Raw genomic sequence first — 23,866 nt, forward strand, 5'->3', positions numbered from 1 at the left:
CCCCGCGGGAGCGCCACACCCGACATGAGCGTCACACCCGAGACAGAGGACCTGCTGCGCCGCCGGGCGCCGCAGGTCCTCGGCGCGCTGGTGCGGCGGTACGGCCACTTCGACACCGCCGAGGACGCCGTGCAGGAGGCCCTGGTCGCGGCGGCCGAGCAGTGGCCGCGGGCCGGTGTCCCGGACAATCCGCGCGGTTGGCTGATCAAGGTCGCCGCGCGCCGGCTGACCGACGCCCTGCGCGCGGAGGAGGCGCGCCGGGCCCGGGAGGAGAAGGTCGCGGCGCTGTCGCCCCGGGACGCCTTCACCGCCCCGCCGCCGGGCGCTGACCGCGCACCCCGCGAGGACGACACCCTCACCCTGCTGTTCCTCTGCTGCCACCCGAACCTGACCCCGCCCGCCCAGATCGCCCTCACCCTGCGCGCCGTCGGCGGCCTGACCACGGCGGAGATCGCCCGCGCGTACCTGGTCCCCGAGGCGACCATGGCCCAGCGCATCAGCCGGGCCAAGCAGAAGGTCCGCGGGGTGCGCTTCGGGCGCCCCGACCACTGGGAGGACCGGCTGCCCGCGGTGCTCCAGACGCTGTACCTGATCTTCAACGAGGGCTATACGGCGACGTCGGGCGCGGTTCTCCAGCGGCGGGAACTCGCCGGCGAGGCGATCCGGCTGACCCGCGAGGTCCAGCGGCTCCTCCCCGACCACGGCGAGGTGGCCGGCCTGCTCGCGCTGCTGCTGCTCACCGACGCCCGCCGCGACGCGCGCACCGGCCCGCACGGCGAACTCGTCCCGCTGGACGAACAGGACCGCGACCGCTGGGACAAGGCCGCGATCGACGAGGGCGTCGCCCTGGTCACCGGCGCCCTCTCCCGGGGCCGCGCCGGCCCCTACCGACTGCGTGCCGCCATCGCCGCCGTCCACGACGAGGCACCCTCCGCGCAGGAGACCGACTGGCAGGAGATCCTCGGCCTCTACGACCTCCTCGTCTGCCTCGTCCCCGGGCCCGTCGAGCGCCTCAACCGCGCGGTCGCCGTGGCCATGGTCCAGGGGCCGCGCGCGGGACTCGCCGAACTGGACGCGCTGGAGGACGAGTTGGGGGCCGGGCACCGCCTGGACGCGGTGCGCGGGCACCTACTGGAGCGGGCGGGCGCGCAGGACGAGGCCCGCGCCGCCTATGAATCCGCCGCAGCCAAGGCCCTGAGCCTGCCGGAGCAGCGCTATCTGCGCGCGCGGGCGGCACGGCTGACGCCGTAGCGTGGACCCATGCCCGAACACACGTTCATCCTCCACATCACCGAGCGCTCCCTGTGGGACGCGGCCCGCGAGCGCGGCACGTACGAGATGTCGACCCGTGGCCGCACCCTCCGGGAGGAGGGCTTCATCCACTGCTCGACCCGCGCTCAACTCGCACCCGTGGCCGCCTTCCTGTACGGCTCCTACGACGGCCCCGACGAGCTCGTGGTACTGGTCGTGGACCCCGCGCGACTCGACGCGCCCCTGAAGTACGAGGCGCCGGAGCCCGGGGGCGAGGAGTTCCCCCATGTGTACGGGCCCATTCCGGTGGACGCGGTGGTGGACGTGGAGCCGTGGGGGTGACGGGACGCCGCCGAACCGTCGCCGGGCCCGCTCAGGTGCGTCGTTCGGGCAGGCCGCCCGTCTCCGGGTCCCGTCCTGTCAGGCAGTACGTCCCGCCCGCCGGATCGCGCATCACCGTCCAGTGGGCACCCCGGGCGACGAAGGCCGCCCCCAGTTCCTCGTGCCGGGCGCGGGTCGCCGCGATGTCCGCGCAGGCGAGGTCCAGATGGGCGGAGGCGGGCCGCTCCTCGCCATGAGGCTCCGCGCCGAGCCGCTGGAGCAGGATGCGGACGGGCAGCCCGGCCGGCGGCCTGAGCACATGGAACTCGGGGCGGGAGCCGGGCACCGACGCCCACCCGGCCAGCAGGGCACTCCAGAAGGCGACTTCCGCGTCGTACAGGGAAGGCGGTACGTCGATGCAGACCTGGTCGAGCCGGCTGCCGCGCACCACGGGTGGCCGTACCGCCTCCCCGTGCCAGGGCACGGCACAGAACAACTGCCCGGCGGGCGAGCGCAGCACGGCCCACCCCTCGTGCTCGGCGGCGATCTCCGCGCCCCGCTGAAGCGCCGACTTCACGTAGTGCGGTACGTCGTCCACGGCGAAGTCGAGATGCGCGCCACCGGCGCCCGAGTCGACGCCCTGGACCTTCACACAGGCGTCGGCGCCGCCGCCCGGCAGCAGCGTCACGAACTCCTCCCGCTCGCCCCGGAGTTCGGACAGCCGCGTGTCCGTCACCGCGGCCCAGAAGGCGTGGGCCCGGGAGAAGGACGCGGCGGGGCGGTCGACGAAGGCGTACGTCCAGCGGATGCTCATGCGGCGATCGTAGATCCGGCGAGGCGGTCACGGGCTCGGCCGCCCGGCGTGGGTGTACGGCGCCCTCCGGGTCCGCCACTCAGGCTTCGCAGGACCCTTACCAACCGCGCGCCGACTCCAGGGACACGCTTTGCCATCGGTTCGCCGCGAATTGGCCCGCGCTTGTTTGCATTGGGGAATGGACCACATCACGTTCCTGGTGGCGGTCGTCATCGTGACGGCCCTGGCCTTCGACTTCACCAACGGATTCCACGACACGGCGAACGCGATGGCCACGTCCATCGCCACGGGGGCGCTCAAACCGAAGACGGCGGTACTCATCAGCGGCGTCCTGAACGTCGTCGGTGCCTTTCTGTCCACCGAGGTCGCCAAGACGATCTCCGGCGGCATCGTGGACGACACACTCGTCTCCCCGGGCATGATCTTCGCCGGGCTCGTGGGGGCGATCCTGTGGAATCTGCTCACCTGGCTGGTCGGGCTGCCCTCCAGCTCGTCGCACGCGCTGTTCGGCGGGCTGATCGGGGCCGTCTGGGTGGGCGCGGGGGCGCACGGCGTGCACTTCGACAAGGTTGTCGAGAAGGTGCTGATCCCGGCGGTGGCCTCGCCGATCGTGGCGGGGGTCGCGGCCCTGCTGGCCACCTACCTGGCGTACAGGCTCACCGCCCGCGCCCGCAGCCAGTCCGTCACCAAGGGCTTCCGCGTCGGCCAGATCGCCTCGGCCTCGCTCGTGTCCCTGGCGCACGGCACCAACGACGCGCAGAAGACGATGGGCGTCATCACGCTGACCCTGATCTCGGCGGGTGCGCTGGGCCATGACGCGGGCCCGCCCCTCTGGGTGATCGCCTCGGCCGGACTCGCCATCGGCCTCGGCACCTACCTCGGCGGCTGGCGGATCATCCGCACGATGGGCAAGGGGCTGACGGAGATCCAGTCCCCGCAGGGCTTCGCCGCCGAGACCGCCTCCACCACGGTCATCCTCACCTCGGCCCACCTGGGCTTCGCGCTGTCCACCACGCAGGTCGCCTCGGGCAGCATCCTCGGCGCGGGCCTGGGCCGTCGCCTGGCGGAGGTCCGCTGGGGCGTGGCCGGGCGCATGGTCGTGGCCTGGATGGTCACCCTGCCCGCCGCCGCACTCGTGGGCGGTGTCTCGGCGAGCGTGGTCAAGCACGGCGGCAACGTCGGTACGGCCGTGGTCGCCCTGGTCGGCGCGGCCGTGGCCGCCGGCATCGTGTTCGTCTCCCGGCGCAACCCGGTGTCCGCGCACAACGTCAACGACACCCACGAGGTCACGGTCCGCGGCACGGAGCCGACGAAGGTCGGCACGGCCGCCTGAGCCGTGGCTGCCCGAGCCGTGGCCACTTGGGCCGCGGCCGTTCGAGACGTGGCCGCTTGGAGGCGGCCGTACGAGACAAGGGGAGTTCGCATCATGAACCTCGACTGGAGCGCACTCGGCCAGGTCGCCGCGGTGAGCCTCGCCGTGACCGTGGCCGTGGTCGTCGTCTTCGCCCTCGGCGTGCTGGGCCTGGCCCGCCACGAAGGGGCGCGTGAGGAGAGCGGCGGCACCTCCGCCCTGGGCGTCGCGCAGGCCGGGCTGTGCTTCGTCGCCTGCGCGGTGGTGGTGGTGTACGGGATATATCTGATCGTGCCGCGGTTCCACTGAGGTTCCACTGACGGATCGCGACCCACGGGGCCACTGGGCCCGGCCGGAGAACCGGCCGGGCCTCTTCAGAGCCGCTCGTAAGCCGTCACGCGCCGCCCGCGGACGTGTACGTCCGCCACCACCGTGAAGTGCTCCTTCAGCACCGCGGTCTTCGTCCTGTCCCGCTCGGCCGACACGGGCCGCGCCACCGCGGGCACATCGGTGACCAGCAGTATGCGCCGCTGGGCCAGCATCGCGCTCCGTATCCGGGCCGGACCCGCCTCCTCGCCCTTCAACGTCCCCGACGTCACCGGGTCCTCCGCCAGGGCGACGTCCTTCAGCCCGGCGAAGTCGTCGGGGGAGACCAGTGCCGTGTCGCGCCGGGCCGCCGGTACGAAGACCACCGCGTCCCCGTCCTGCTTCAGCCGCCGCACATCGGCCGCCACCGCCAGGACGTCGTCCACCCGGCTCGACGGAGCCCGCTTGGCCAGCGACTGCGGCAACAGCGCGACGACCGCCACGGTGACCACGAGCGGGACGATCCAGGGAGCCGCTCGCGGAAACCGCGGCCCGGCCGCCCGTACGGCCGTGGCCAGCGCGGTGCCGATCAGCAGGGCCAGCCCGAGCATGCTGAACAGCACGTAGCGGTCCAGGAAGAGCGGCCGGACCAGGGAGACCCCGATGAGGCCGAGTTGCGGTACGGCCAGCAGCGGCACCCCTACGGCCGCCACCGACAGCCGTCCGATGTGCGGCCGGTCCAGCAGGGCGCCGAGTCCGCCGATCGCCAGCAGGACCGCCGGGCCGATCATCATGTGCCAGGTCAGCGGCGGTATCCACGACACCTGGGCGGCCTGGCTCCGGCTGAACAGGATCAACGGCAGTACGGCCGCCACGGCCACGGTCGCGGCCACCGCCCAGCATGTCCAGGTCCGGCGCCGGACACGCACCCAGAGCAGGGTCGCCAGGTGGGCGGGCAGGATCAGCAGGGACAGCCAGTTCAGCAGGCCGCACACCGCGAGTGTGCCGCTGTACGCGGCCCAGTGCACCGCTCGGCCACGGCCCTCCAGGACGGTCACCAGCAACAGGGTCGCGATCCCGGCGCCGGCCGTGATCAGCGCGTACGGACGGCCCTCCTGGAGATAGAACTGCACGGCGGGAAGCAGCCCGAACGCGAGCCCTCCCGCCAGGCCCGCCCAGACCCCGGCCAGCCGTTGGCCGATGACCGCCACACAGGCCGCCGCCACCGCCATGGCCAGCACGGAGGGCAGCCGCAGCGCAGTGGTGCCGGCGCCGAAGCACTCGAAGACCGCGTGCATCAGCAGGTAGTAGAGCCCGTGCACGACGTCGACCTGCCCCAGCATGTGCCAGATGTCGGCGGCGGACCGACGGGCCACCTGCCAGGTCGCGGCCTCGTCCCGCCAGACACTGTGCTGCCGGGACAGCCCCCACAGTCCGAGGGCGAGGGTCCACAGCAGCGGGACGGGCCAGAGAGGCAGGCGGCGGCGCAGGGGTTTCTCCAGGGGATCGGCGTTCCATCCGGCGGGGGCCGGTCCGGCCGCCGGGTGATGCGGTCCCCTGATGTGGTCCCCACTCGCCCGCTGTCGCGGAGCACGCCGAAGCACGCCTCGACCGCGGAGGCCGAGCCGGGATCCGAGCGTCGCTCACCTTCCCCCGTGTGCCACTCGCCTCGCAGGTGGGACGAGGGGTGGACGCGCAAAAACCTACGGCACGGGATCGGCCGTAGCCACCGGTTGCCGCGTGAGCACAATCACCGGGCGTGCAGGGAACCTTGGGCCCGTCGGGCGTCGGATGGGTGGCATTCGCCGGGAATTGGCGTTCTGTGTCCGACGCGGAGCGTGAAGTGCCGTGTGGAACGGGGCTGCTCGGTCCCGCGGCCCGCGCCGCGAGGCCGCGATCGGACGTGACCGCGGAGCGGGCTCGTAGGCAATGATCAGTGCATGAGCGAGATCGTGCTGATGTCAGATCCGAAGATCGCGGCGATCCCGGTGGCCGACCGCGGCGAACCACTCGTCGACGTCCGGCTCCACGAGCACCTCGCCGTGGACTCGCGCAGGGCCGATCGGGCAGGGGCGTTCGCCCATCTGCGAGAAGGGGTTCTGCTGCGTCTCCTGAAGGCTCAGGCGCTGCTCCCGGACGGCATCCGCCTGCTGTTCGTCGAGGGGTACCGGCCGCCCGCGCTCCAGCGCGACTACTTCGAGGAGTACGCCGACGAACTGCGCGCCGACAACCCGCACTGGTCGCCGCCGCGGGTGCGCGAGGCCGCGAGCCGCTATGTGTCGCCCCCGGAGATCGCCCCGCACAGTGCCGGCGCCGCGGTGGACCTCACTCTGATCTCCGCCGACGGGCGCGAACTGGACATGGGAACCCCGTTGAACGCGAACCCGGAGGACAGTGACGGCGCCTGCTACACGGACGCCGACAACATCGGCCCCGAGGCACGGGCCAACCGGAGCGTGCTCGGCACCGCCCTGACCGCCGCGGGTCTGGTGAACTACCCCACCGAGTGGTGGCATTGGTCCTACGGCGACCGCTACTGGGCCCTCTCCGTCGGAGCCGACAGCGCGGTGTACGGGGCGCGGGAACTCTGACCTGGCGTCGGGGGCGGAAGAAGACCGCACCCGGACCGTCGAGGACGCCGATCTCGGCGGCCTGCGGGCCGGGTGCGGACAGGTTGACCAGACGACCAAGGAAATCGCAGGTCAAACAGCATGATCGAGGATCAGGCCTTCTTGGTCTCCCAGAAGATCTTGTCGATCTGGGCGATGTAGTCCAGAGCCTTCTGACCGGTGGCCGGGTCGGTGGAACCCTTGGCGGCCGAGAGGGCCTTGAGGGCGTCGTTGACCAGCTGGTGCAGCTCCGGGTACTTCTCGAAGTGCGGGGGCTTGAAGTAGTCGCTCCAGAGCACCGAGACGTGGTGCTTCGCGAGCTCGGCGCGCTGCTCCTTGATGACGGTGGCACGCGCCTGGAAGTGCGGGTCGTCGTTGGCGGCCATCTTGTCCTGCACGGCCTTCACCGACTCCGCCTCGATGCGGGCCTGGGCCGGGTCGTACACACCGCAGGGCAGGTCGCAGTGTGCGCTGACCTTGACCTTGGGGGCAAACAGGCGGGAAAGCATGGAGCATTCCTTCCTCGTGATCGTCTTCTCAGGTGGGACATTACTCCCTGCGAGACGGGTTTTCGCGGGTGCCCCCATGGGCTTAGGACAAAAGTCCAGGGTCAGACTGAGACTGGTGGAGGACAGTACCGGGGAGGTGCCGGGGATGCCGGAGTTGTCGCAGGACGCCGAGCGCGGGCGGGCCGCTCAGCCCTTCGGGTGGGCCGAGGTGACGGGACCGTCGATGGTGCCCACGCTGTATCACGGCGACCTGCTCGTGGTGTGGCACCGGGGCCGGATCAGGCCCGGGGCCGTGGTGGTGCTGCGGCACCCGTTCCAGCAGGACCTGCTTGTCGTCAAGCGGGCCGCGGAGCGGCGTGAGGGCGGCTGGTGGGTGCTCGGTGACAACGCGTACGCCGGCGGGGACAGCACCGACTACGGCGTCGTGCCCGACGAGCTGATCCTGGGCCGGGTCCGGCTGCGCTACCGGCCGCGCAAGCCGGGTCAGCGCTCGCCGTTCGCGGTGGCGCGCTGGGCGCTGTCGGCCGTGCGGCCCGTCTTCGCCGACCGGTCGGCCTCCAGGCGTTTGCGGGCGCGGTAGGCGGCCACGTTGGCGCGGGTCGCGCAGCGGTCCGAGCAGTAGCGCCGGGAGCGGTTGGTGGAGGTGTCCAGGTAGGCGTTGCGGCACGGGGCCGCCTCGCACAGGCCCAGGCGGTCCACGCCGTATTCGGTGAGGTGGAAGGCCAGGCCCATCGCCGCGATGGCCGCGTAGCCGGCGGTCGCGTTCGACGGATGGTCCGCCAGGTGCATGTGCCACAGGGGGCGGCCGTCGTCGTCCCGGAAGTCGTGGCCGGAGATCTGCGGGCTCACAGGGAACTCCAGGAGAAGGGCGTTCAGCAGGTTCACCGCCAGCGCCTCTTCCCCCCTGTCCGCCTCCTCGAAGACCGCCCTCAGCCGTGCGCGCACCGAGCGGAAGCGGGTGACGTCCCCGTCGGTGGCGCGGCGGGCCGCCTCCTGGCTGACGCCGAACAGATCGCGGACGGCCTCGACCGAGGTCAGCGAGTCCTTGCCCCGGGCCGGGTCCTCGCTGTTGACGAGTCGTACGGCGTAATCCGAGTAATAGGCCAGTTCCACTTGTAGTCCTTACGGAGGCGTTCTATCGTCGTGGTGCGGTCGAGTAACAGCTGATCGTGCTTCCAGGGTATTACGTGACGTGCGCTATGGAGGGGTTCGATGACGGATACGGACATCACCACCACGACCGGAGCCGACTGGGCCGCCTGGCAGGAGAGCTGGGACCGGCAGCAGGAGTGGTACATGCCCGACCGCGAGGAACGCTTCCGGATCATGCTCGACATGGTCGAGGCCCTCCTCGGCCCCGCCCCGCGCGTGCTCGATCTCGCGTGCGGCACGGGAAGTATCACGGCCCGGCTGTTCGCGCGGTTCCCGGGGGCCACCAGCACGGGCGTCGACCTCGACCCCGCCCTCCTCGCCATCGCCGAGGGCACCTTCGCGCACGACCGGCGGGTCTCCTTCGTCACGGCCGACCTGAAGGACCCCCACTGGCCGGCGAAGCTGCCGTACGACTCCTACGACGCCGTCCTGACCGCCACGGCCCTTCACTGGCTGCACCGTGAACCCCTCGCGGCCCTCTACGGTCAGGTCGCGGAGCTGGTCCGCGACGGCGGTGTCTTCCTGAACGCGGACCACATGATCGACGAATCGACGCCGCGGATCAACGAGGCGGAGCGCGCGCTGCGCCACGCCCGCATGGATCAGGCCAAGGTGGACGGCGCCCTCGACTGGTCCGAGTGGTGGCAGCTGGCGGCGCAGGACCCGGTCCTCGCCGCACCCACGGCCAAACGCTTCGAGATCTACGGCGAGCACGCCGAGGGCGACGCGCCACCCGCCGAGTGGCACGCACGCGTGCTGCGTGAGAAGGGGTTCGGGGAGGCCCGGCCGGTCTGGTGCTCGCCCTCGGACACCCTGTTGCTCGCGGTGAAGTAGCCGGGAGCGGGCCCCGACGACGCCGTACGACGACTCGTGCCGCGCCTTCTGCGTCCTGACGCGGGGTGCGGACGCGGCTCTGCACGCCTTCGTCGAGGGCAGACGCAGGGCGTTGTTCCGCAGCGCCTATCTGCTGTGCGGCAGCCGCGAGGAGGCCGAGGACCTCGTCCAGACGACGCTGGTGAAGGTCGTCCTCGGTGCGCGCCGGCGCCTCTGACCTACGGCGAGGTGCCGGACGTGCCGGGGCGGTCGGTGGACCGCGACACCGGCGTCATGGTGCGGGCGGCGCTCGCTCAGCTGGGGCCCAAGCAGCGGGCGGTGCTGGTGCTGCGCTACTGGGAGGACCTCAGCGTCGCCGACACCGCCGAACTGCTCGGCATGCGGGAGAGCACGGTCAAGAGCCACACGGCGAGGGGGCTCGCGGCGTTGCGGGCCCGATGCCGTCGGGGCCCGCCGCGGACGAGGTGTTCGCGCGGGCCGCGCGGATACGGTGGCGCCGGCGTGGGGTGGCCACCGGGGTCGCGGCGGCCGTGGTCGCGGTGGGTCTGACCGGGACCGGGATGCTGCCGGGCGTGACGTGGTGACGGCGCCCTCGCTGCTGCCGTAGAGGGCCGGTGCGACATGGTGAAGGGGCGGTACGAGGATCTCGTACCGCCCCTTCACCGTCGTACCGTCAGAGCACCTTGGACAGGAACGCCTGCGTCCGCTCGTGCTGCGGGTTCGTCAGGACCTCGCGAGGGTCACCCGACTCGACGACCACGCCGCCGTCCATGAAGACCAGGCTGTCACCGACCTCCCGGGCGAAGCCCATCTCGTGGGTGACGACGACCATCGTCATGCCGGACTCGGCGAGGTCGCGCATGACGTCGAGGACGTCGCCGACCAGCTCCGGGTCGAGGGCCGAGGTCGGCTCGTCGAAGAGCATCAGCTTCGGGTCCATCGCCAGCGCCCGGGCGATGGCCACGCGCTGCTGCTGGCCGCCGGAGAGCTGGGCGGGGTAGTTCCCGGCCTTGTCGGCGAGGCCGACGCGGTCGAGGAGCTCCCTCGCGCGCTCCCTGGCCTGGGCCTTGCTCACGCCCTTGACCTGGATCGGCGCCTCCATGACGTTCTCCAGCGCCGTCATGTGCGGGAACAGGTTGAACCGCTGGAACACCATGCCGATGTCCCGGCGCTGGAGCGCGACCTCGCTGTCCTTGAGCTCGTACAGCTTGTCGCCCTTCTGGCGGTAGCCGACCAGCTCACCGTCGACGTACAGCCGCCCGGCGTTGATCTTCTCCAGGTGGTTGATGCACCGCAGGAACGTCGACTTGCCGGAGCCGGAGGGGCCGATGAGGCAGAACACCTCGCCGGACTTCACCTCCAGGTCGATGCCCTGGAGGACCTGGACCGGACCGAAGGACTTGTGGACGCCCTCGGCCTTCACCATGGCGGTCATGCGCCACCCCTTTCGCGGCTGAAGGCCATCATGTTGACCTTGATCCTCTGCCACGGCGTCGGCGGCAGGTTCCGCGTCGAGCCCCGGGCGTAACGACGCTCCAGGTAGTACTGGAAGACGCTGAACACGCTGGTCATGACCAGGTACCAGATGCACGCCACGAACAGCATCTCCATCACGGCGTACGACGTGGAGCCGATCGTGGAGGTGGCGCGCAGCAGTTCGTTGTACGTCACCGCGTACACCAGCGACGAGGTCTTCAGCATGTTGATGAACTCGTTGCCGGTCGGCGGCACGATCACCCGCATCGCCTGCGGGATCACGATGCGGCGCAGCGTCTTCGCGTGGCTCATGCCGAGCGCGTGCGACGCCTCGGTCTGGCCCTCGTCGACGGCCATCAGGCCGGCTCGGCAGATCTCCGCCATGTACGCCGCCTCGTTCAGGCCCAGACCCAGCAGGGCGGCCATGAACGGGGTCATGACGTCGACCATCTCGTCCTTGTAGATCGGACCGAGATTCAGCACGGGGAAGATCAGCGCCAGGTTGAACCACAGCAGCAGCTGGACGTAGACCGGCGTACCGCGGAAGAACCAGATGTAGACCCAGGCCACCCAGCTCGTCACCGGGTTCTTGGACAGGCGCATCACGGCCAGGATCACGCCCAGGACCACGCCCATGACCATCGCCAGGACGCTGATCAGCAGGGTGCGGCCGGCGCCCGCGAGGACCGTGGGGTCGAAGACGTAGTCGCCGACGGCGTTCCACTGGATCTTCTCGGCGGTGGCGAAGGCGTTGACGAGCAGGGCCACCAGGGCCAGCACGACGACACCGCTGACCCAGCGGCCGTAGTGCCGTACCGGGATGGCCTTGATCGCCTCGGGCGGGATCCCGCCCTCCTTGGAGACGGCGGCCGACGGCTTCGCGTCGGCCGGCTCCTTGTCGAACTTGTCAGTCACTGTGACTGCCCTTCAGTGCTTGCCCGGGACGGTCACTTGCCGCCGTTGATCGCGGCCTTGTCGATCGCGCCGGACTCGGCGCCCCACTTCGCGAGGATCTTCTTGTACGTGCCGTCCTCGATGATGGCGTTGACGGCCTCTTCGAGGGCCGCGGTCAGCTGCTTGTTCTCCTTGTTCACCGCGATGCCGAACGGGCCGGCGTCGACCTGCTCGCCGACGACCTCGAAGTCGTTGCCGCCGCCGGACTTGCGGGCCAGGTCCACGGCCACCGGGTAGTCGTTGACGCCGGCGACCGCGCCGCCCGACTTCACGCGGGTCTGGGCTTCGGTGTCGTTCTCGAACGACTCGATGTTGATCTTCTTCTTGCCGCCGTCCGTGCAGGCCTTGGACTGGGTCTGCAACGCCTTCTCGTACGTCGTGCCGCGCTGCACGGCCGCCGTCTGACCGCAGAGGTCCGCGATCGAGTTGATCTTCTTCGGGTTGCCCTTCTGGACGTACACGGCGGTGCCGGCCGTGAAGTAGTCGACGAAGTCGACACCCGGGCCGAGCTTCTTGCCCTTGTCGTCCAGGCCGTCCTGGCGCTGCGGGGTGTCCGTGATGGAGGACATGGCCACGTCGTAGCGGCCGGAGTTCAGGGCGGTGATCAGGCCGTCGAAGGAGCCGGAGGTGAACTGGAACTCCACGCCCAGCTTCTCGCCGAGCGCGGCGGCGATGTCGGGGTCGACACCGACGATCTTGCCACCCTCCTGGAACTCCATCGGGGCGTACTCGGCGTTCGTGCCGGCCTTGATGACGCCCGCGTCCTGGATCTTCTTGGGCAGCTTGTCGAACAGCGGGGCGGCGCTCGACTTCCCGGTCTCGTTCGTGCCGTCGCCGCCGCTGTCGTTCGTCTGGTCACCGCAACCGGTGAGAATCAGGGCGCCTGCGACCGCGATCGAGCCGACCGCTGCCAGCCGGGAGCGCGTGGCGGTCGTACGACGGGTGGAGCTTGCGGTCATGGTGGGTTCCTCCGGCGGATGGGTGGAGTTGCCGATGGGGCGGGCGCCCGCCGAAGAGTTCGGCCGGCGCCTTGGTTTCGTAGGTCGACGAGAGCACACACCTTCGAGTGCCGCGACCTCGTGTGATTACGGCATCTTGCCATTCGGACTTAGGCATTCAGGGCGCCCGCGATGTCAAAATCGGATAACGGGTGACTTCCGAACCGCCTCAGGTCGGACATCCTGGCCGCACCTTCTGCGGGAATCTGCCCTTCCGGCCGGAAGATCTTCGGTCTGTCCCGGGTTACGCACTGATGGCGGACTGATTGTGGGTCGGGTTTGCGGGTGACGGTCGTTGCTTACGGTTTACATCGTTGATTGTCCGCTTATTTGGCCACGAATCACACCGGGGCCGTCATCGGCTTGTGTCCGATTCGTGTTGTCCGCGTGCGTGTTTCCCTTCCTGTCATGTGATCTTGGACGTATTGGACTCGTCGTCGGCGGCGTCCGTCCGGTAAGAAGGTTCTTTACACCCCTCATCCGGGGCTCAGGGCGCGTGTGCGGCGCGCCCGTCGCGTATGTGCCCGTACGTCGTACGTCGCACGTATCAACGAGCAGGGTCATACGCGTCCCCGCCCACTTCTCACCAGGAGTGGTCCCACCCTCAAACCATGAACACTTAAGGGGTCAGACAAAGTGGCAGCGGAGATCGTCAATCCTCGCAGCGGCGGCAATACCGATCAGGACGGCGGGGTCGAGCCCCTCGATTCCTTCGATCCGGCGTTCGCGCTGCACCGTGGCGGCAAGATGGCCGTGCAGGCCACCGTGCCGGTCCGGGACAAGGACGACCTGTCCCTGGCGTACACGCCCGGCGTCGCGAAGGTGTGCAGCGCGATTGCCGAGCAGCCGGAGCTCGTGCACGACTACACGTGGAAGTCGTCCGTCGTCGCCGTGGTGACCGACGGCACGGCCGTTCTCGGGCTCGGTGACATCGGGCCCGAGGCCTCCCTTCCGGTGATGGAGGGGAAGGCGATTCTGTTCAAGCAGTTCGGCGGCGTCGACGCCGTTCCGATCGCTCTCGCCTGCACCGGCGTCGACGAGATCGTCGAGACCGTGGTGCGGCTCGCGCCGTCCTTCGGTGGCGTGAACCTGGAGGACATCTCGGCGCCGCGGTGCTTCGAGATCGAGCGCAAGCTCCAGGAGCGGCTGGACATCCCGGTCTTCCATGACGACCAGCACGGCACGGCCGTCGTGACGCTGGCCGCGCTGCGGAACGCTGCGCGGCTGACCGGGAAGGGGCTCGGGGATCTGCGGGCCGTCATCTCGGGGGCGGGCGCGGCTGGTGTCGCCATCGCGAAGATGCTGGTCGAGGCCGGTATCGGGGACGTCGCCGTCGCCGACCGCAAGGGCATCGTGTCGGCCGACCGGGACGACCTGACGTCGGTCAAGCGCGAGCTGGCCGGGTTCACGAACAAGGCGGGCATCAGCGGGTCGCTGGAGGCGGCTCTGGAGGGCGCCGACGTCTTCATCGGCGTGTCCGGCGGTACGGTGCCGGAGGAAGCGGTCGCCTCCATGGCCGAGGGCGCGTTCGTGTTCGCCATGGCCAACCCGAACCCCGAGGTGCACCCCGACGTCGCGCACAAGTACGCGGCGGTCGTGGCGACCGGGCGGTCCGACTTCCCGAACCAGATCAACAACGTGCTGGCGTTCCCGGGGATCTTCGCGGGCGCGCTTCAGGTGCGGGCGTCCCGGATCACCGAGGGCATGAAGATCGCGGCGGCTGAGGCGTTGGCGGCTGTGGTGGGGGACGACCTTGCCGCGGACTACGTCATTCCGTCGCCGTTCGACGAGCGGGTGGCGCCGGCGGTTACGGCCGCGGTCGCCGCGGCGGCTCGGGCGGAGGGGGTCGCTCGGCGGTGACGCCGTGGTGAGCTGTGTGGCCCCGCCCGGGATGGGCGGGGCCATCTTCTTTGTCCGGGGGTGCGGTGCGGCCGTTCGGGTGGAGTGGGGGTGGGTGCTTGTGGTGGTCTGTTGCTGGTGGGTGGGGGTGCGGGTGCGGGTTCGGGGGTGGATGCCTGCGGCGCCTGTGCGGGTTCGGTGGGGGTGCGTGTAGCGCGGTTCGGTTGGTTTGTGGGTCGGGGCCGCGTCGGGGGGTGTCCGTCCTCGGTCCGGTGGGCTGGCGTATTGCCAGGAGGTGCCGAGCCTTGACACAGGACTCTGCGGGCGGACACCCCCCGACGCGTCCCCTTGCCGCCGTACGCGGCCGCCGGGCCCGTGGGGGTGCGCGAGATTCACGCGCTCGGCCGCTTGCCGCCGTGCGCGGGACCGTGGGGGCCATCGCATGTTGTGTGGCTCGTCAAGCGGGTGTGTCTCACAGGGGGCTGTGGTTCCGTCGGTCGGCGGGGGAGCCTATCGTCGAGGTCATGTTCGCTGTCTATGCCGCCCGAATCGACCGCGACGAGCCGCTCTCCGGACTGGAGTTGGGGGAGCGTCCGGCCCCTGAGGCCCGCCCCGGTTGGAGCACCGTCAACGTCAAGGCCGCCTCGCTCAACCATCACGATCTCTGGTCCCTGCGGGGCGTGGGTCTGCCCGAGGAACGGTTGCCGATGATCCTCGGCTGTGATGCCGCCGGGATCGACGAGGACGGCAACGAGGTCGTCCTGCACTCCGTGATCGGACAGAGCGGGCACGGGGTGGGGCCCAGGGAGCCCCGGTCCATTCTCACCGAGCGGTACCAGGGGACCTTCGCCGAGCAGGTCGCCGTGCCCACGTGGAACGTTCTTCCCAAGCCCAAGGAGCTCTCCTTCGAGGAGGCGGCCTGTCTGCCTACGGCTTGGCTGACCGCGTACCGGATGCTGTTCACGAACGCGGGGGTACGGCCGGGGGACTCCGTGCTCGTGCAGGGGGCCGGGGGCGGGGTGGCCACTGCTGCCATCGTGCTCGGGAAGGCCGCGGGGCTGCGTGTCTTCGCCACCAGCCGGGACGAGGCCAAGCGCAAGCGGGCCGTGGAGCTGGGGGCCGTGGAGGCCGTGGAGTCCGGGGCTCGGCTGCCGGAGCGGGTCGACGCCGTGATCGAGACCGTCGGTGCCGCCACCTGGTCGCACTCTGTGAAGTCGCTGAAGCCCGGGGGCACGCTGGTCATTTCCGGTGCCACGAGTGGGGACCGGCCCTCGCATGCCGAGCTCACACGGATCTTCTTCCTGGAGTTGAAGGTCGTCGGGTCCACGATGGGGACGAAGGACGAGCTCGAGGATCTGCTCGCCTTCTGCGCCGCCACCGGGGTGCGGCCGGTGATCGATGACGTGCTTCCCATGGAGCGGGCCCGTGCGGGCTTCGAGCGGATGGCGTCCGGGGAGCAGTTCGGGAAGATCGTGCTCACCAACTGACTGAGTGTGTTTTTGCGCCTTGCGGCGGGTCTGGGGCTTTGCCCTTGGCCCGCCGTTTTGGTTGTCAATGTGGGTTGACGGGAGCTTGCTTGTCAACTTATGTTGACGCTATGACTGAAGCGACAGATCTTGCCGAGCGGGCCGGTGATCGCGATCCGCGGGTCGGATTGCGGGCCGTTGCGGCGTTGCGCCGGCTGTTGGAGCAGCTGGAGGCGGTGCAGGTGCGCAGTGCGCGCAATCAGGGGTGGTCGTGGCAGGAGATCGCCGCGGAACTCGGGGTGAGCAGGCAGGCCGTGCACAAGAAGTACGGGAGGCGTTGATGTTCGAGCGGTTCACGAAGGATGCCCGTGCGGTGGTGACCGGGGCGGTTGAGCACGCCGAGAGGGGTGGGGCGCAGCGCGTTGATGCCGAGCACCTGCTGCTCGCCCTGCTTGATCGGGAGGGCGGTCGGGCCTCGTTCGCGCTCGCTTCGCTCGGGGGTGGACGGTGGCTGGAATCCGTGCGGCGGGCGCTGGGCGAGGCCCGGCGGCGGGGCGGCATGTCGCAGGCCGAGGCCGACGCGCTGGCCGGGCTGGGGATCGATGTCGCGGAGATCGTCGCCCGGGTGGAGGAAGCGCACGGGGTCGGGGTGCTGGCCGGGGATCCGAAGGACAAGGGGTGGTGGTCCGGGCGGCGGTCGTTCAGCCGTGGGGCAAAGGATGTGCTGGAGCGGGCGCTGCGTATCGCCGTCGCCCGTCGGGATCAGCACATCGGCGATGAGCACATTCTGTTGGCGCTGACCAGCCGTCCCGGGGTGCCCGCCGAGGTTCTCGCCGATCAGGGCGTGACGTACGAGGCGGTCACGCGGGTGCTGTACGGCGAGGGAGAGGCCAAGGCCGGGTGAGGTGGGCTCGCCCGAGCGGATCGTGGTGCCGGGTGCCGGGTGCCGGGTGCCGGGTGCCGGGTGCCGGGTGCCGGTTGCGGAGTGCGGGGCTGGGCAGTGCGGTCATGGCGTGAGTCGCACTGCCCAGGGGCTGCGTCATGCCTTCGGCGTGCGCAGCAGCGCTCCGATGTGTGCCGCCGCCGACGACAAGTGGCGGCGGGCGTCGCGGAGCTGGTCCGGTGTCACGCCGTGGTCCCTCGCCGCGTCGCGGATGTCGTCGCGGAAGCGGTCGAGCAGGCGGTCCAGGTCCCGGGCCGGGTCGTCGGTGGAGGGCTCGTGGGCCCAGGCGGGTTCGTAGTCGGCGGGGAAGTCCTCGGGGGTGTCGGAGTAGTCGGGGTGGTGCTGGGGTGACTTGGGAGTGTCCTGGCGGCCGAAGCCGAAGTCCCGGCCGAACTCCTTGCCGTAGTTCTTGCCGAAGTCGCCGAACTCCTTGGCCAGTTCCGTCAGGCCCTCCCGCACACCCGTCGGCCAGTCGCCGCGCACGAAGTGGTCCTGTACGTGTTCCTGGACCCGGCGGGCGATGCGCTGGACCTCCTCCTGGGCCTCGGTCCGGGCCTGGTCCTGGGCCTCCTTGGCCTGCCGCCGGGCGCGCTGGGCCTCCTCGCGGGCGCGGCGGCTCTCGTCCTTGGCGCGCCGGGCCTGTTCCTTCCACTCCTGCCTGGCGCGGCGCATCTCCTCCTTGGCGGCGCGCCACGCCTCCTTGTCGGTGTAGTCGGAGAGGTCGGAGAAGGGTGCGTCCGGCCTGGTGCTGTTGCCCTGGCGGGCCTCGGACGCCGCCGCCCGCATCTCGCGGCGCAGGTCGCCTGCCGCGCCGCGGACATCGGCCCGGATCTCGGCGGCCAGTTCGGCGACCGACTCCCTGATCTCCAGCTCCAGGTCGGCCAGTTCGCCGGAGCGGTCGGCCAGCTCGGCGCGGCCCGCGTCCGTGATGGCGTACACCTTGCGGCCGCCCTCGGTGGTGTGGGTGACCAGGCCCTCGGCCTCCAGCTTGGCCAGCCGGGGGTAGACGGTGCCGGCCGACGGTGCGTACAGCCCCTGGAAGCGCTCTTCGAGGAGGCGGATCACCTCGTAGCCGTGGCGCGGGGCCTCGTCCAGCAGCTTCAGCAGGTAGAGGCGCAGGCGGCCGTGGGCGAAGACGGGAGGCATGTCAGAGCACCTTCTTGTCGGTCGTGCCGTCGGCCGGGGCGTGGGGTGGGGTGCCGGGCGGGGTGTCCGTCGGGTCGTCGCTCTGGCCGGAGACGGAATTGTCCCCCGAGAGGTGAGGGGCGCGGGGCAGCGGGTCGGTCGTCGCGTCCTCGGCCGACGGCTCGGGCTCCTCCCGGGCCTGAGCCTCCCACGGCTCCTCCTCCCTCGGCGGGCGGCGCAGCAGCGCGATCGAGCCGGAGACCGTGGTCGCCCGGAGCTTGCCGGTGCCGGCGCCGAGGCGACCGGTGATCTTGTGGGCGCCCCACTGGCCGTGCACCCGGAGGCCCTCGAAGGCGTTGGAGATCCTGCCGCTCGCGGTGTTGGCCTCGACGTCCGCGTCCGCCGGGGCCGGCAGGCGAATGGCGATCTCGCCCGAGACGCTGGTCAGCCGGACGTCGGTCGGGCCCTCCGGGTCGAGGTCGACGATCATGGAGCCGCTCATGGAGTCGGCCTTCACGGAGGGGCCGGAGCCGTCGACGACCGTGAGGTCGCCGGAGACGGAGCTGAAGCGGAGTTCACCGGTGACGGCCTGGGCCTCCACGTTCCCGGAGACCGTGTCGGCGCGGACCGGGCCGGACAGGCCGACGAGTGTCGTGTCGCCGGTGACGCCCTTGACGACGGACGGGCCGTGGATCCCGGAGATCACCGCGCCGGCGCCGACCACGCCCACCTCGACGCGCGTGTCGGCCGGTACGGCCAGGGAGACCACCGCGCTGCGGCGCCAGCCCTTGCGGTCGAGCCACTTCAGGAAGCCCTTCCAGGGCAGGTCCTCGTACGCCACGGTCAGGGTGCCGTCTCGCTGGGTCACCACCAGGGGCGGGCCCTCGATCTCGGAGATCTCCAGGCGGGCGGAACCCTCGTCCGTCCCCACGACGTTGACCGTTCCGCCGGCGATGCGCACCTGGAGCTCGCTCACCGGCTCGTCGAAGGTGAGTTTCTCGGACTCTGCTACGGACCACTCGGACATGGTGCGGACCTCCTGGGCGACCGGACTCGGCCGCACGGCCGATCTGAACACGACACGCCATATCGCGTCTTATGAGAAACACGATATATCGTGGACATCGAAAGTCAAGGCACTCGTTCTGGTGATCACAAATCTCCCGAGAGGGACAAAACGGCCTAGCGTGTTGTCATGTCGACGGAACAGTCCAGGACCGCTCGCCAGGCCCGCCCCGCCCCGGGAGCCCTGCTGCTCTGCCGCGCGGAGCCCGAGTCCGTCGCCCCCGCCGCCCGGCTGTTGCGCGAGGACATGCTGCTCGCGTCGGCCGGCGGGGAGTGGAGTGTGCTCGTCCCCGAGGGGCGACCGTGGCTCGAACGCGGCGAACCCGTCGACCAGGTTCTCACCGGCTGGGCCACCGCCCTCGCCGTCGGCGCCCCCTGGCCCGTCCTCGCCCTGTGGTGGGACGCCGACCACGCCGGATACACCCTCGCCGCGGGCTTCCGCCGCCCCGTCGGCTACGTCTGGCTCGCCAACGGCACCCCGGCCGGCGAGGACGAGGCCATGCGCACCTTCGCCGGCCGGCTCGGTCTCGATCCGGTCCTGGACGTGCAGTCCCTCGACGAGCTGACGCGCCCCGACTCCGCGGCCGACGCATGGGCACGCATGCGTGGCCTGATCGCCGTCCTCACGCGCGCGGGCGTGTCGCTGCCCCTCGGCCTCGCGCCCGGCGAGGACGCCGACAGCCTCCAGGCGGCCGCCCGCGTCCAGCCGCACATCCGGCTGATCGAGTGGTCGGGCTGGCGTGACGCCCTGCGCGCGGAACTCGACGCCGTCGAGGGCGGCCGCCTCGGCCCCTGGCTGCCCTGGGCAGGCGGTCCCCGGGCCCCCACCCCCACCCTCGCCCTGGCCCAGGTCGCGGCCGGCCTGCCCCTCACGATCTGGGGTCTGCGACGGCACAGTGGCGGCTGGATCGCGGCGGGCGCGGTACTGCTGGCGCACGGCGCGCTGGCGCTGGCGTACGACGTCACACACGTACCCGACTGACACCGGGGAAAGGCCGGCCCGGTGCGGCATACCCTGAGGGAGCAGGCCCCGAGGGTCAGTCCGGCAGTGGCCCAAGGGCCAGTCCCGTCAGTATCAGGAGCAAGAGTTGTACTTCACCGACCGTGGCATCGAAGAACTGGAGAAGCGGCGCGGCGAGGAGGAGGTCACCTTCGAGTGGCTCGCCGAGCAGCTGCGGACGTTCGTCGATCTCAACCCGGACTTCGAAGTGCCGGTGGAGCGGCTGGCGACGTGGCTGGCACGCCTGGACGACGAGGACGACGAGTAGGGCCCCTCCGACGGACCGGTCCGGCCGACCGGCCCCGTCCCGCATACTCCTGCAACCAACCTGGGTATTAGCCTCGTCGCTGTTCAAGTGGGCGCCGTCCAGGATCGGTTGACCTGACGGCTCGGCTCTTCGGGGGAGCGGTATGAGTCACATCCAGGACATCGAACTGCCGAACGGCGAGGTGATCACCGCCCGGATCGGCGCGGCCGACCCTTACGACGACCAGGAGGACGTCGGCTTCACCGAGACCGCCGTCGCCAAGGTCGAACAGCTCCAGGACCTGATCAAGGCCGTCGGCGGCACCGTCCTCGACGCGGCCCGGTCGGCCGGGCCGGACGAGGCATCCATCACCTTCGGCGTGGAGCTGACCGCCAAGGAGGGCCTGGCGGTCGCCGTGCTCGCACGCGGAGAGGCCAAGGCGTCCCTGGAGGTCACCCTCACCTGGCAGTTCGACCGTGGGGGCGCGGGGGAGGGCGACGAGAGAGCGGTCGGCACATGAGCGAGCGCGACGATCGTCTCTTCGAGCTGGTCAGGGCCGCCACCGTTCATCTGCTCCCCGCGGGAGGCAAGGACAGCCCCTTGTGGGGCAGCGGCTTCTTCGTCGCGCCCGGCTGGGTGCTGACCGCCGCCCATGTGCTGCGCCCGTACCTCGCGGCGGACCGCACGGTCGTGTTCCGGGTGCGCGGCGAGGGCGTAGACGCCGAGGCCCGGCTCGCGCAGTGGCTGATCACCGACCCGCGCAGCCCCAAGGTCCCGCTGGCCGAGGACCTGGCCCTGGTCCGGCTGGTCGGTGAGCATCCGCACGAGTGCGTGTGGCTCACCGACCGCGCCGCCCGCCACTTCGGGGCCCTGAAGGCCTGCGGCTACTACCCCGGGCCGCCCGAGGCCCACTTCCGCGTGGTGGACGCCGTGATCAACGGCCAGGAGGACACACACGGGCTGATCATCAAGCCCGACATCGACCTCCCGAGCGGGATGTCGGGTGGTCCGCTGTTCGACCCGGCGACGGGAGCCGTCGTAGGGCTGATCAAGTCGCGGCGCAGGGAGAAGGACGGCGGCAAGGCGGTGGCCATCGCCGCGCTGCGCCGGTTCGGGGAGACATACCGCACGGTCATGGCCGCCCACGACCGCTGGCACGGCGAGGAGCCGATGTCGGAGAGCGGGGACAACTGGATCGACCTCCAGGGCGGGCCGACGGCCGACCAGGGCGCGGTCTGGACGCCCCGCGACCGCCGCAAGGCGCTCGCCCTGCTCGCCGCGCTGCCGCCGCCGCCCGACGAGCCCACCGTCAAGCTCATCGCCAAGGAGGCGCGCAGCGGCAGCCAGTGGTCCGGCAGCACGCCCGAGCTGCGGACCTGGCGCGACGGCCACGGCCTGCTCTACGAGGGCACCGCCCCGCTCGACCCGCTCACCTTCCTGCGCTACCTCAGGCTCGTCGAGGCCCACGCCTGCGCGCGGGACACCGGCAGTCCCCTCCTCGCAGGCTGGATCACCAAGCGCCTGCGCCACGACCCCCGCCGCCATCTGCACGCGCTGGCCAGGGACGTCGCCCTGCCCGACGAACTCCGGCCGCCCTCCGGGGGCACCGGCCCCGAGCGCGTGGTGATCTCCTACCCCGGCCCGGGGGAGGGCCCCGTCGTGGCCCTGCTGCTGGACCCGGTGATCGGTGCGCAGCCCGTCCGGTTCTTCTGGCAGATCTGGTACGACGACGGCGACGGCCTGCCCGAGGTCCACGAGACGGACCCCTCCGTGCACGGCTGCCGGCCCGACGAACTCGTCCAGGCGCTGCGCGTCCCGCTGGGCGGACTGCTGGAGTCCAAGGACCGGGAGGGCCACCCCGTACCGCTCGAAGTCGGACTGCCCGCCGAGCACTTCGACACCGCCGTGCACCGCTGGCGGTTCGCGGACATCGCCGCGCTGAACGACCCCGGTCACCTGGGCGCACGCCGTCGCCTCGTGCTGCGCGCTCTCGAGCGCCGGGGATATCCGGACAACCTCTGGCGCGACCGCTGGCAGGGCATGACGGCCGGGCGGCGCTTCGAGGGCTGGCGCATGCCCCCGCCGGGCGCCGTGGACCCCTCGGGCTACCGCGCCGCCGAGCGCCACCGCATCCCCGTGATGTGCCGCCCGGCCGGACAGGGCACCGGGAACGTCGCCATGAAGCACGCGCTGAGCAGCGGCCACGCCGTGGCCCTCTGGCACATCGGCCCGCACCCGGAGCGCGGCGCCTGTCTGCCGGAGTGCGACACGCTCCACGCGCGCGTGGAGAAGTTCCTCGAAACGCTCGGCTCCCTCGCCGAACTCCCCGACCGGCTGCGGCACGTACGGCAGGACATCAGCGAGCAGCGCCCCGGCAGCACCTGGGCCGAACCGCTCGCCCTGCTCTACGACGACCCGCGCCGGCCCCTGCCGGCCGAGGAGACCGAGACGGTGGACGCGCCCCTGTGAACAGCATCCACGGCTGGCCGAAATCTCAGGTGTACCAAGGCAGTTGCGGGTATGTTTTCAGGGGCCCGCTGCGGGCGCACGACGCTCCCGTCGGCCAGGACGTGGACTACCGCCGACCGTCGACGAGGAGCGCACCATGAGCGAGTGGTTCATCTACCGGGGTGTCGGGCAGCCGGATCCGGCCAGGATCGACGCGCTGCCGGAACCACCGCCCTGGCGGAAGTTCGACGCCCCGACCGTCGACTACGACGTCCCGCAACTCGACTCCGCCACCCACCGCAGGCTCGGCGAGCGGGCCGTCCCGCTGCCCGTCCAGGACCCCGACGCCCTCGAACTCGTCAACGCCGCCCTGTATCTGCGCCGCCCGCTCCTCGTCACCGGCGAACCGGGTGTCGGCAAGTCGACGCTCGCCCACTCCGTCGCCTACGAGCTCGACCTCGGCCGCGTCCTGGAGTGGCCGATCGTCAGCCGCAGCGAGCTGCGCGACGGCCTCTACACCTACGACGCCATCGGCCGCCTCCAGGACGCCCAGCTGCCCGGTGAGGAAGGCGCCGGGGACATCGGCCGGTACATCAAGCTCGGCCCGCTCGGCACCGCTCTGCTCGGCGCCGACAAGCCCCGGGTACTGCTCATCGACGAGCTGGACAAGAGCGACATCGACCTGCCGAACGACCTGCTCAACGTCCTGGAGGAAGGCCGCTTCGCCATCCCCGAGCTGGAGCGCATCGCCGACCGCGACCCTCAGGTGCGGGTCCTCACCGACGACGGGCGCCGGGTGACGGTGACGGGCGGTCAGGTCCACTGTCACGCCTTCCCGTTCGTCATCATGACCAGCAACCGCGAGCGCGAGTTCCCCGCCGCGCTGCTGCGTCGCTGCATCCCGCTCGATCTCAAGGCCCCGCGCGACGAAAGGCTCGCCGCCCTCGTCCAGGCCCACTTCGGGCAGGGTGCCTACGACGCCAACCGCGACCTCGTCGACCAGTTCACCAGGTCCGAGGCCGACGGCGCGCTGCGCCCCACCGACCAGCTGCTCAACGCCATCTTCCTCGCCCAGCACGCCGCCCGGGAGGCCGACCGGCGGCGCGAGGAGATCTCGGAACTGCTGATGCAGCCCCTCGACCGAGGGCCCCGGTAGCC

Annotated in this window: 25 protein-coding genes and 1 pseudogene; 17 read left to right on the forward strand and 9 right to left on the reverse strand. The window is 71.1% G+C overall.

What is annotated here, in order from left to right:
* The first annotated feature begins 24 nt into the window (after positions 1 to 24).
* On the forward strand, positions 25 to 1,251 hold the full coding sequence (locus tag ACFU95_RS03475) for an RNA polymerase sigma factor (protein ID WP_383821053.1): 1,227 nt from the start codon (positions 25 to 27) through the stop codon (positions 1,249 to 1,251).
* Positions 1,252 to 1,260: 9 nt separating this feature from the next.
* Positions 1,261 to 1,593: a DUF952 domain-containing protein gene (locus tag ACFU95_RS03480; RefSeq protein WP_383821056.1), complete on the forward strand. Its 333-nt coding sequence runs from the start codon at positions 1,261 to 1,263 to the stop codon at positions 1,591 to 1,593.
* A 31-nt stretch (positions 1,594 to 1,624) separates the two neighbouring features.
* On the opposite strand, the gene ACFU95_RS03485 is transcribed toward ACFU95_RS03480, so the two are convergent.
* Positions 1,625 to 2,386, reverse strand: a complete 762-nt coding sequence (locus ACFU95_RS03485) for a VOC family protein (RefSeq protein ID WP_383821059.1) — start codon at positions 2,384 to 2,386, stop codon at positions 1,625 to 1,627.
* Positions 2,387 to 2,564: 178 nt separating this feature from the next.
* On the opposite strand from ACFU95_RS03485, the gene ACFU95_RS03490 reads away from it, so the two are divergent.
* Positions 2,565 to 3,719: an anion permease gene (locus tag ACFU95_RS03490; protein WP_383821061.1), complete on the forward strand. Its 1,155-nt coding sequence runs from the start codon at positions 2,565 to 2,567 to the stop codon at positions 3,717 to 3,719.
* Positions 3,720 to 3,812: 93 nt separating this feature from the next.
* A complete protein-coding gene (locus ACFU95_RS03495) occupies positions 3,813 to 4,046 on the forward strand; it encodes a hypothetical protein (RefSeq protein ID WP_383821064.1) in 234 nt (77 codons plus the stop codon).
* Positions 4,047 to 4,111: 65 nt separating this feature from the next.
* Here ACFU95_RS03495 and ACFU95_RS03500 read toward each other — a convergent pair whose 3' ends face one another.
* Positions 4,112 to 5,545: a hypothetical protein gene (locus ACFU95_RS03500; RefSeq protein ID WP_383821410.1), complete on the reverse strand. Its 1,434-nt coding sequence runs from the start codon at positions 5,543 to 5,545 to the stop codon at positions 4,112 to 4,114.
* 438 nt (positions 5,546 to 5,983) lie between these two features.
* On the opposite strand from ACFU95_RS03500, the gene ACFU95_RS03505 reads away from it, so the two are divergent.
* Positions 5,984 to 6,634, forward strand: a complete 651-nt coding sequence (locus tag ACFU95_RS03505; protein ID WP_383821067.1) for a M15 family metallopeptidase — start codon at positions 5,984 to 5,986, stop codon at positions 6,632 to 6,634.
* A gap of 131 nt (positions 6,635 to 6,765) precedes the next feature.
* Here ACFU95_RS03505 and sodN read toward each other — a convergent pair whose 3' ends face one another.
* Positions 6,766 to 7,161, reverse strand: a complete 396-nt coding sequence (gene sodN, locus ACFU95_RS03510; protein ID WP_351404147.1) for a superoxide dismutase, Ni — start codon at positions 7,159 to 7,161, stop codon at positions 6,766 to 6,768.
* A gap of 145 nt (positions 7,162 to 7,306) precedes the next feature.
* On the opposite strand from sodN, the gene sodX reads away from it, so the two are divergent.
* Entirely contained in the window at positions 7,307 to 7,741 is a 435-nt protein-coding gene (gene sodX, locus ACFU95_RS03515; RefSeq protein WP_062718547.1) for a nickel-type superoxide dismutase maturation protease, read from the forward strand.
* Here the strand turns inward: sodX and ACFU95_RS03520 are convergent.
* The gene (locus tag ACFU95_RS03520; protein WP_383821070.1) at positions 7,645 to 8,274 is read right to left on the reverse strand and encodes a CGNR zinc finger domain-containing protein; all 630 of its coding nucleotides are present in this window, start codon (positions 8,272 to 8,274) and stop codon (positions 7,645 to 7,647) included. The genes sodX and ACFU95_RS03520 overlap by 97 nt on opposite strands.
* A gap of 99 nt (positions 8,275 to 8,373) precedes the next feature.
* Between ACFU95_RS03520 and ACFU95_RS03525 the strand changes: the two genes are divergently transcribed.
* Both ACFU95_RS03525 and ACFU95_RS03530 read left to right on the forward strand, forming a co-directional pair.
* Positions 8,374 to 9,147 (forward strand): class I SAM-dependent methyltransferase, encoded by a 774-nt coding sequence (locus tag ACFU95_RS03525; protein ID WP_383821073.1) that lies wholly within the window; start codon positions 8,374 to 8,376, stop codon positions 9,145 to 9,147.
* Positions 9,148 to 9,202: 55 nt separating this feature from the next.
* Positions 9,203 to 9,582: pseudogene (locus tag ACFU95_RS03530) on the forward strand (RNA polymerase sigma factor); the annotation flags it as partial.
* 238 nt (positions 9,583 to 9,820) lie between these two features.
* Here the strand turns inward: ACFU95_RS03530 and ACFU95_RS03535 are convergent.
* From ACFU95_RS03535 to ACFU95_RS03545, 3 genes are read right to left on the reverse strand one after another with little or no spacing between them, the layout of a single operon-like run.
* Positions 9,821 to 10,582, reverse strand: coding sequence for an amino acid ABC transporter ATP-binding protein (locus ACFU95_RS03535; protein ID WP_383821076.1), 762 nt, complete (start codon positions 10,580 to 10,582; stop codon positions 9,821 to 9,823).
* Positions 10,579 to 11,538 carry an amino acid ABC transporter permease gene (locus ACFU95_RS03540; protein WP_383821078.1) on the reverse strand — a complete coding sequence of 320 codons (960 nt, stop codon included), beginning with the start codon at positions 11,536 to 11,538 and terminating at the stop codon, positions 10,579 to 10,581. The genes ACFU95_RS03535 and ACFU95_RS03540 overlap by 4 nt, the downstream gene beginning before the upstream one ends.
* Positions 11,539 to 11,570: 32 nt before the next feature.
* Complete coding sequence (locus tag ACFU95_RS03545) at positions 11,571 to 12,536, reverse strand: ABC transporter substrate-binding protein (RefSeq protein WP_383821080.1); 966 nt, start codon at positions 12,534 to 12,536, stop codon at positions 11,571 to 11,573.
* 675 nt (positions 12,537 to 13,211) lie between these two features.
* Between ACFU95_RS03545 and ACFU95_RS03550 the strand changes: the two genes are divergently transcribed.
* From ACFU95_RS03550 to ACFU95_RS03565, 4 genes are all read left to right on the forward strand, one after another.
* Complete coding sequence (locus ACFU95_RS03550; protein ID WP_383821082.1) at positions 13,212 to 14,435, forward strand: NADP-dependent malic enzyme; 1,224 nt, start codon at positions 13,212 to 13,214, stop codon at positions 14,433 to 14,435.
* A gap of 503 nt (positions 14,436 to 14,938) precedes the next feature.
* On the forward strand, positions 14,939 to 15,901 hold the full coding sequence (locus ACFU95_RS03555) for a zinc-binding dehydrogenase (RefSeq protein ID WP_383821083.1): 963 nt from the start codon (positions 14,939 to 14,941) through the stop codon (positions 15,899 to 15,901).
* 110 nt (positions 15,902 to 16,011) lie between these two features.
* Complete coding sequence (locus ACFU95_RS03560; RefSeq protein ID WP_003997975.1) at positions 16,012 to 16,221, forward strand: helix-turn-helix domain-containing protein; 210 nt, start codon at positions 16,012 to 16,014, stop codon at positions 16,219 to 16,221.
* Positions 16,221 to 16,784, forward strand: coding sequence for a Clp protease N-terminal domain-containing protein (locus tag ACFU95_RS03565; RefSeq protein ID WP_383821086.1), 564 nt, complete (start codon positions 16,221 to 16,223; stop codon positions 16,782 to 16,784). Before ACFU95_RS03560 ends, ACFU95_RS03565 begins: the two co-directional genes overlap by 1 nt.
* A gap of 135 nt (positions 16,785 to 16,919) precedes the next feature.
* Here ACFU95_RS03565 and ACFU95_RS03570 read toward each other — a convergent pair whose 3' ends face one another.
* Positions 16,920 to 17,969, reverse strand: coding sequence for a helix-turn-helix transcriptional regulator (locus ACFU95_RS03570; RefSeq protein WP_383821089.1), 1,050 nt, complete (start codon positions 17,967 to 17,969; stop codon positions 16,920 to 16,922).
* A gap of 1 nt (position 17,970) precedes the next feature.
* Complete coding sequence (locus ACFU95_RS03575) at positions 17,971 to 18,975, reverse strand: DUF4097 domain-containing protein (protein WP_383821092.1); 1,005 nt, start codon at positions 18,973 to 18,975, stop codon at positions 17,971 to 17,973.
* Between the two features lie 168 nt (positions 18,976 to 19,143).
* Here ACFU95_RS03575 and ACFU95_RS03580 point away from each other — a divergent pair, with 168 nt between their 5' ends.
* From ACFU95_RS03580 to ACFU95_RS03600, 5 genes are all read left to right on the forward strand, one after another.
* Positions 19,144 to 19,995 carry a hypothetical protein gene (locus ACFU95_RS03580; RefSeq protein WP_383821094.1) on the forward strand — a complete coding sequence of 284 codons (852 nt, stop codon included), beginning with the start codon at positions 19,144 to 19,146 and terminating at the stop codon, positions 19,993 to 19,995.
* 106 nt (positions 19,996 to 20,101) lie between these two features.
* A complete protein-coding gene (locus ACFU95_RS03585; RefSeq protein ID WP_003992906.1) occupies positions 20,102 to 20,281 on the forward strand; it encodes a DUF6104 family protein in 180 nt (59 codons plus the stop codon).
* A gap of 142 nt (positions 20,282 to 20,423) precedes the next feature.
* On the forward strand, positions 20,424 to 20,780 hold the full coding sequence (locus ACFU95_RS03590; protein WP_383821097.1) for a CU044_2847 family protein: 357 nt from the start codon (positions 20,424 to 20,426) through the stop codon (positions 20,778 to 20,780).
* Positions 20,777 to 22,729 carry a trypsin-like peptidase domain-containing protein gene (locus tag ACFU95_RS03595; protein WP_383821100.1) on the forward strand — a complete coding sequence of 651 codons (1,953 nt, stop codon included), beginning with the start codon at positions 20,777 to 20,779 and terminating at the stop codon, positions 22,727 to 22,729. The genes ACFU95_RS03590 and ACFU95_RS03595 overlap by 4 nt, the downstream gene beginning before the upstream one ends.
* Before the next feature lie 136 nt (positions 22,730 to 22,865).
* Positions 22,866 to 23,864 (forward strand): AAA family ATPase, encoded by a 999-nt coding sequence (locus ACFU95_RS03600; RefSeq protein WP_383821103.1) that lies wholly within the window; start codon positions 22,866 to 22,868, stop codon positions 23,862 to 23,864.
* The last annotated feature ends 2 nt before the right edge of the window (positions 23,865 to 23,866 follow it).

The organism is Streptomyces sp. NPDC057623, assembly GCF_042800355.1.
Lineage (GTDB): Bacteria > Actinomycetota > Actinomycetes > Streptomycetales > Streptomycetaceae > Streptomyces.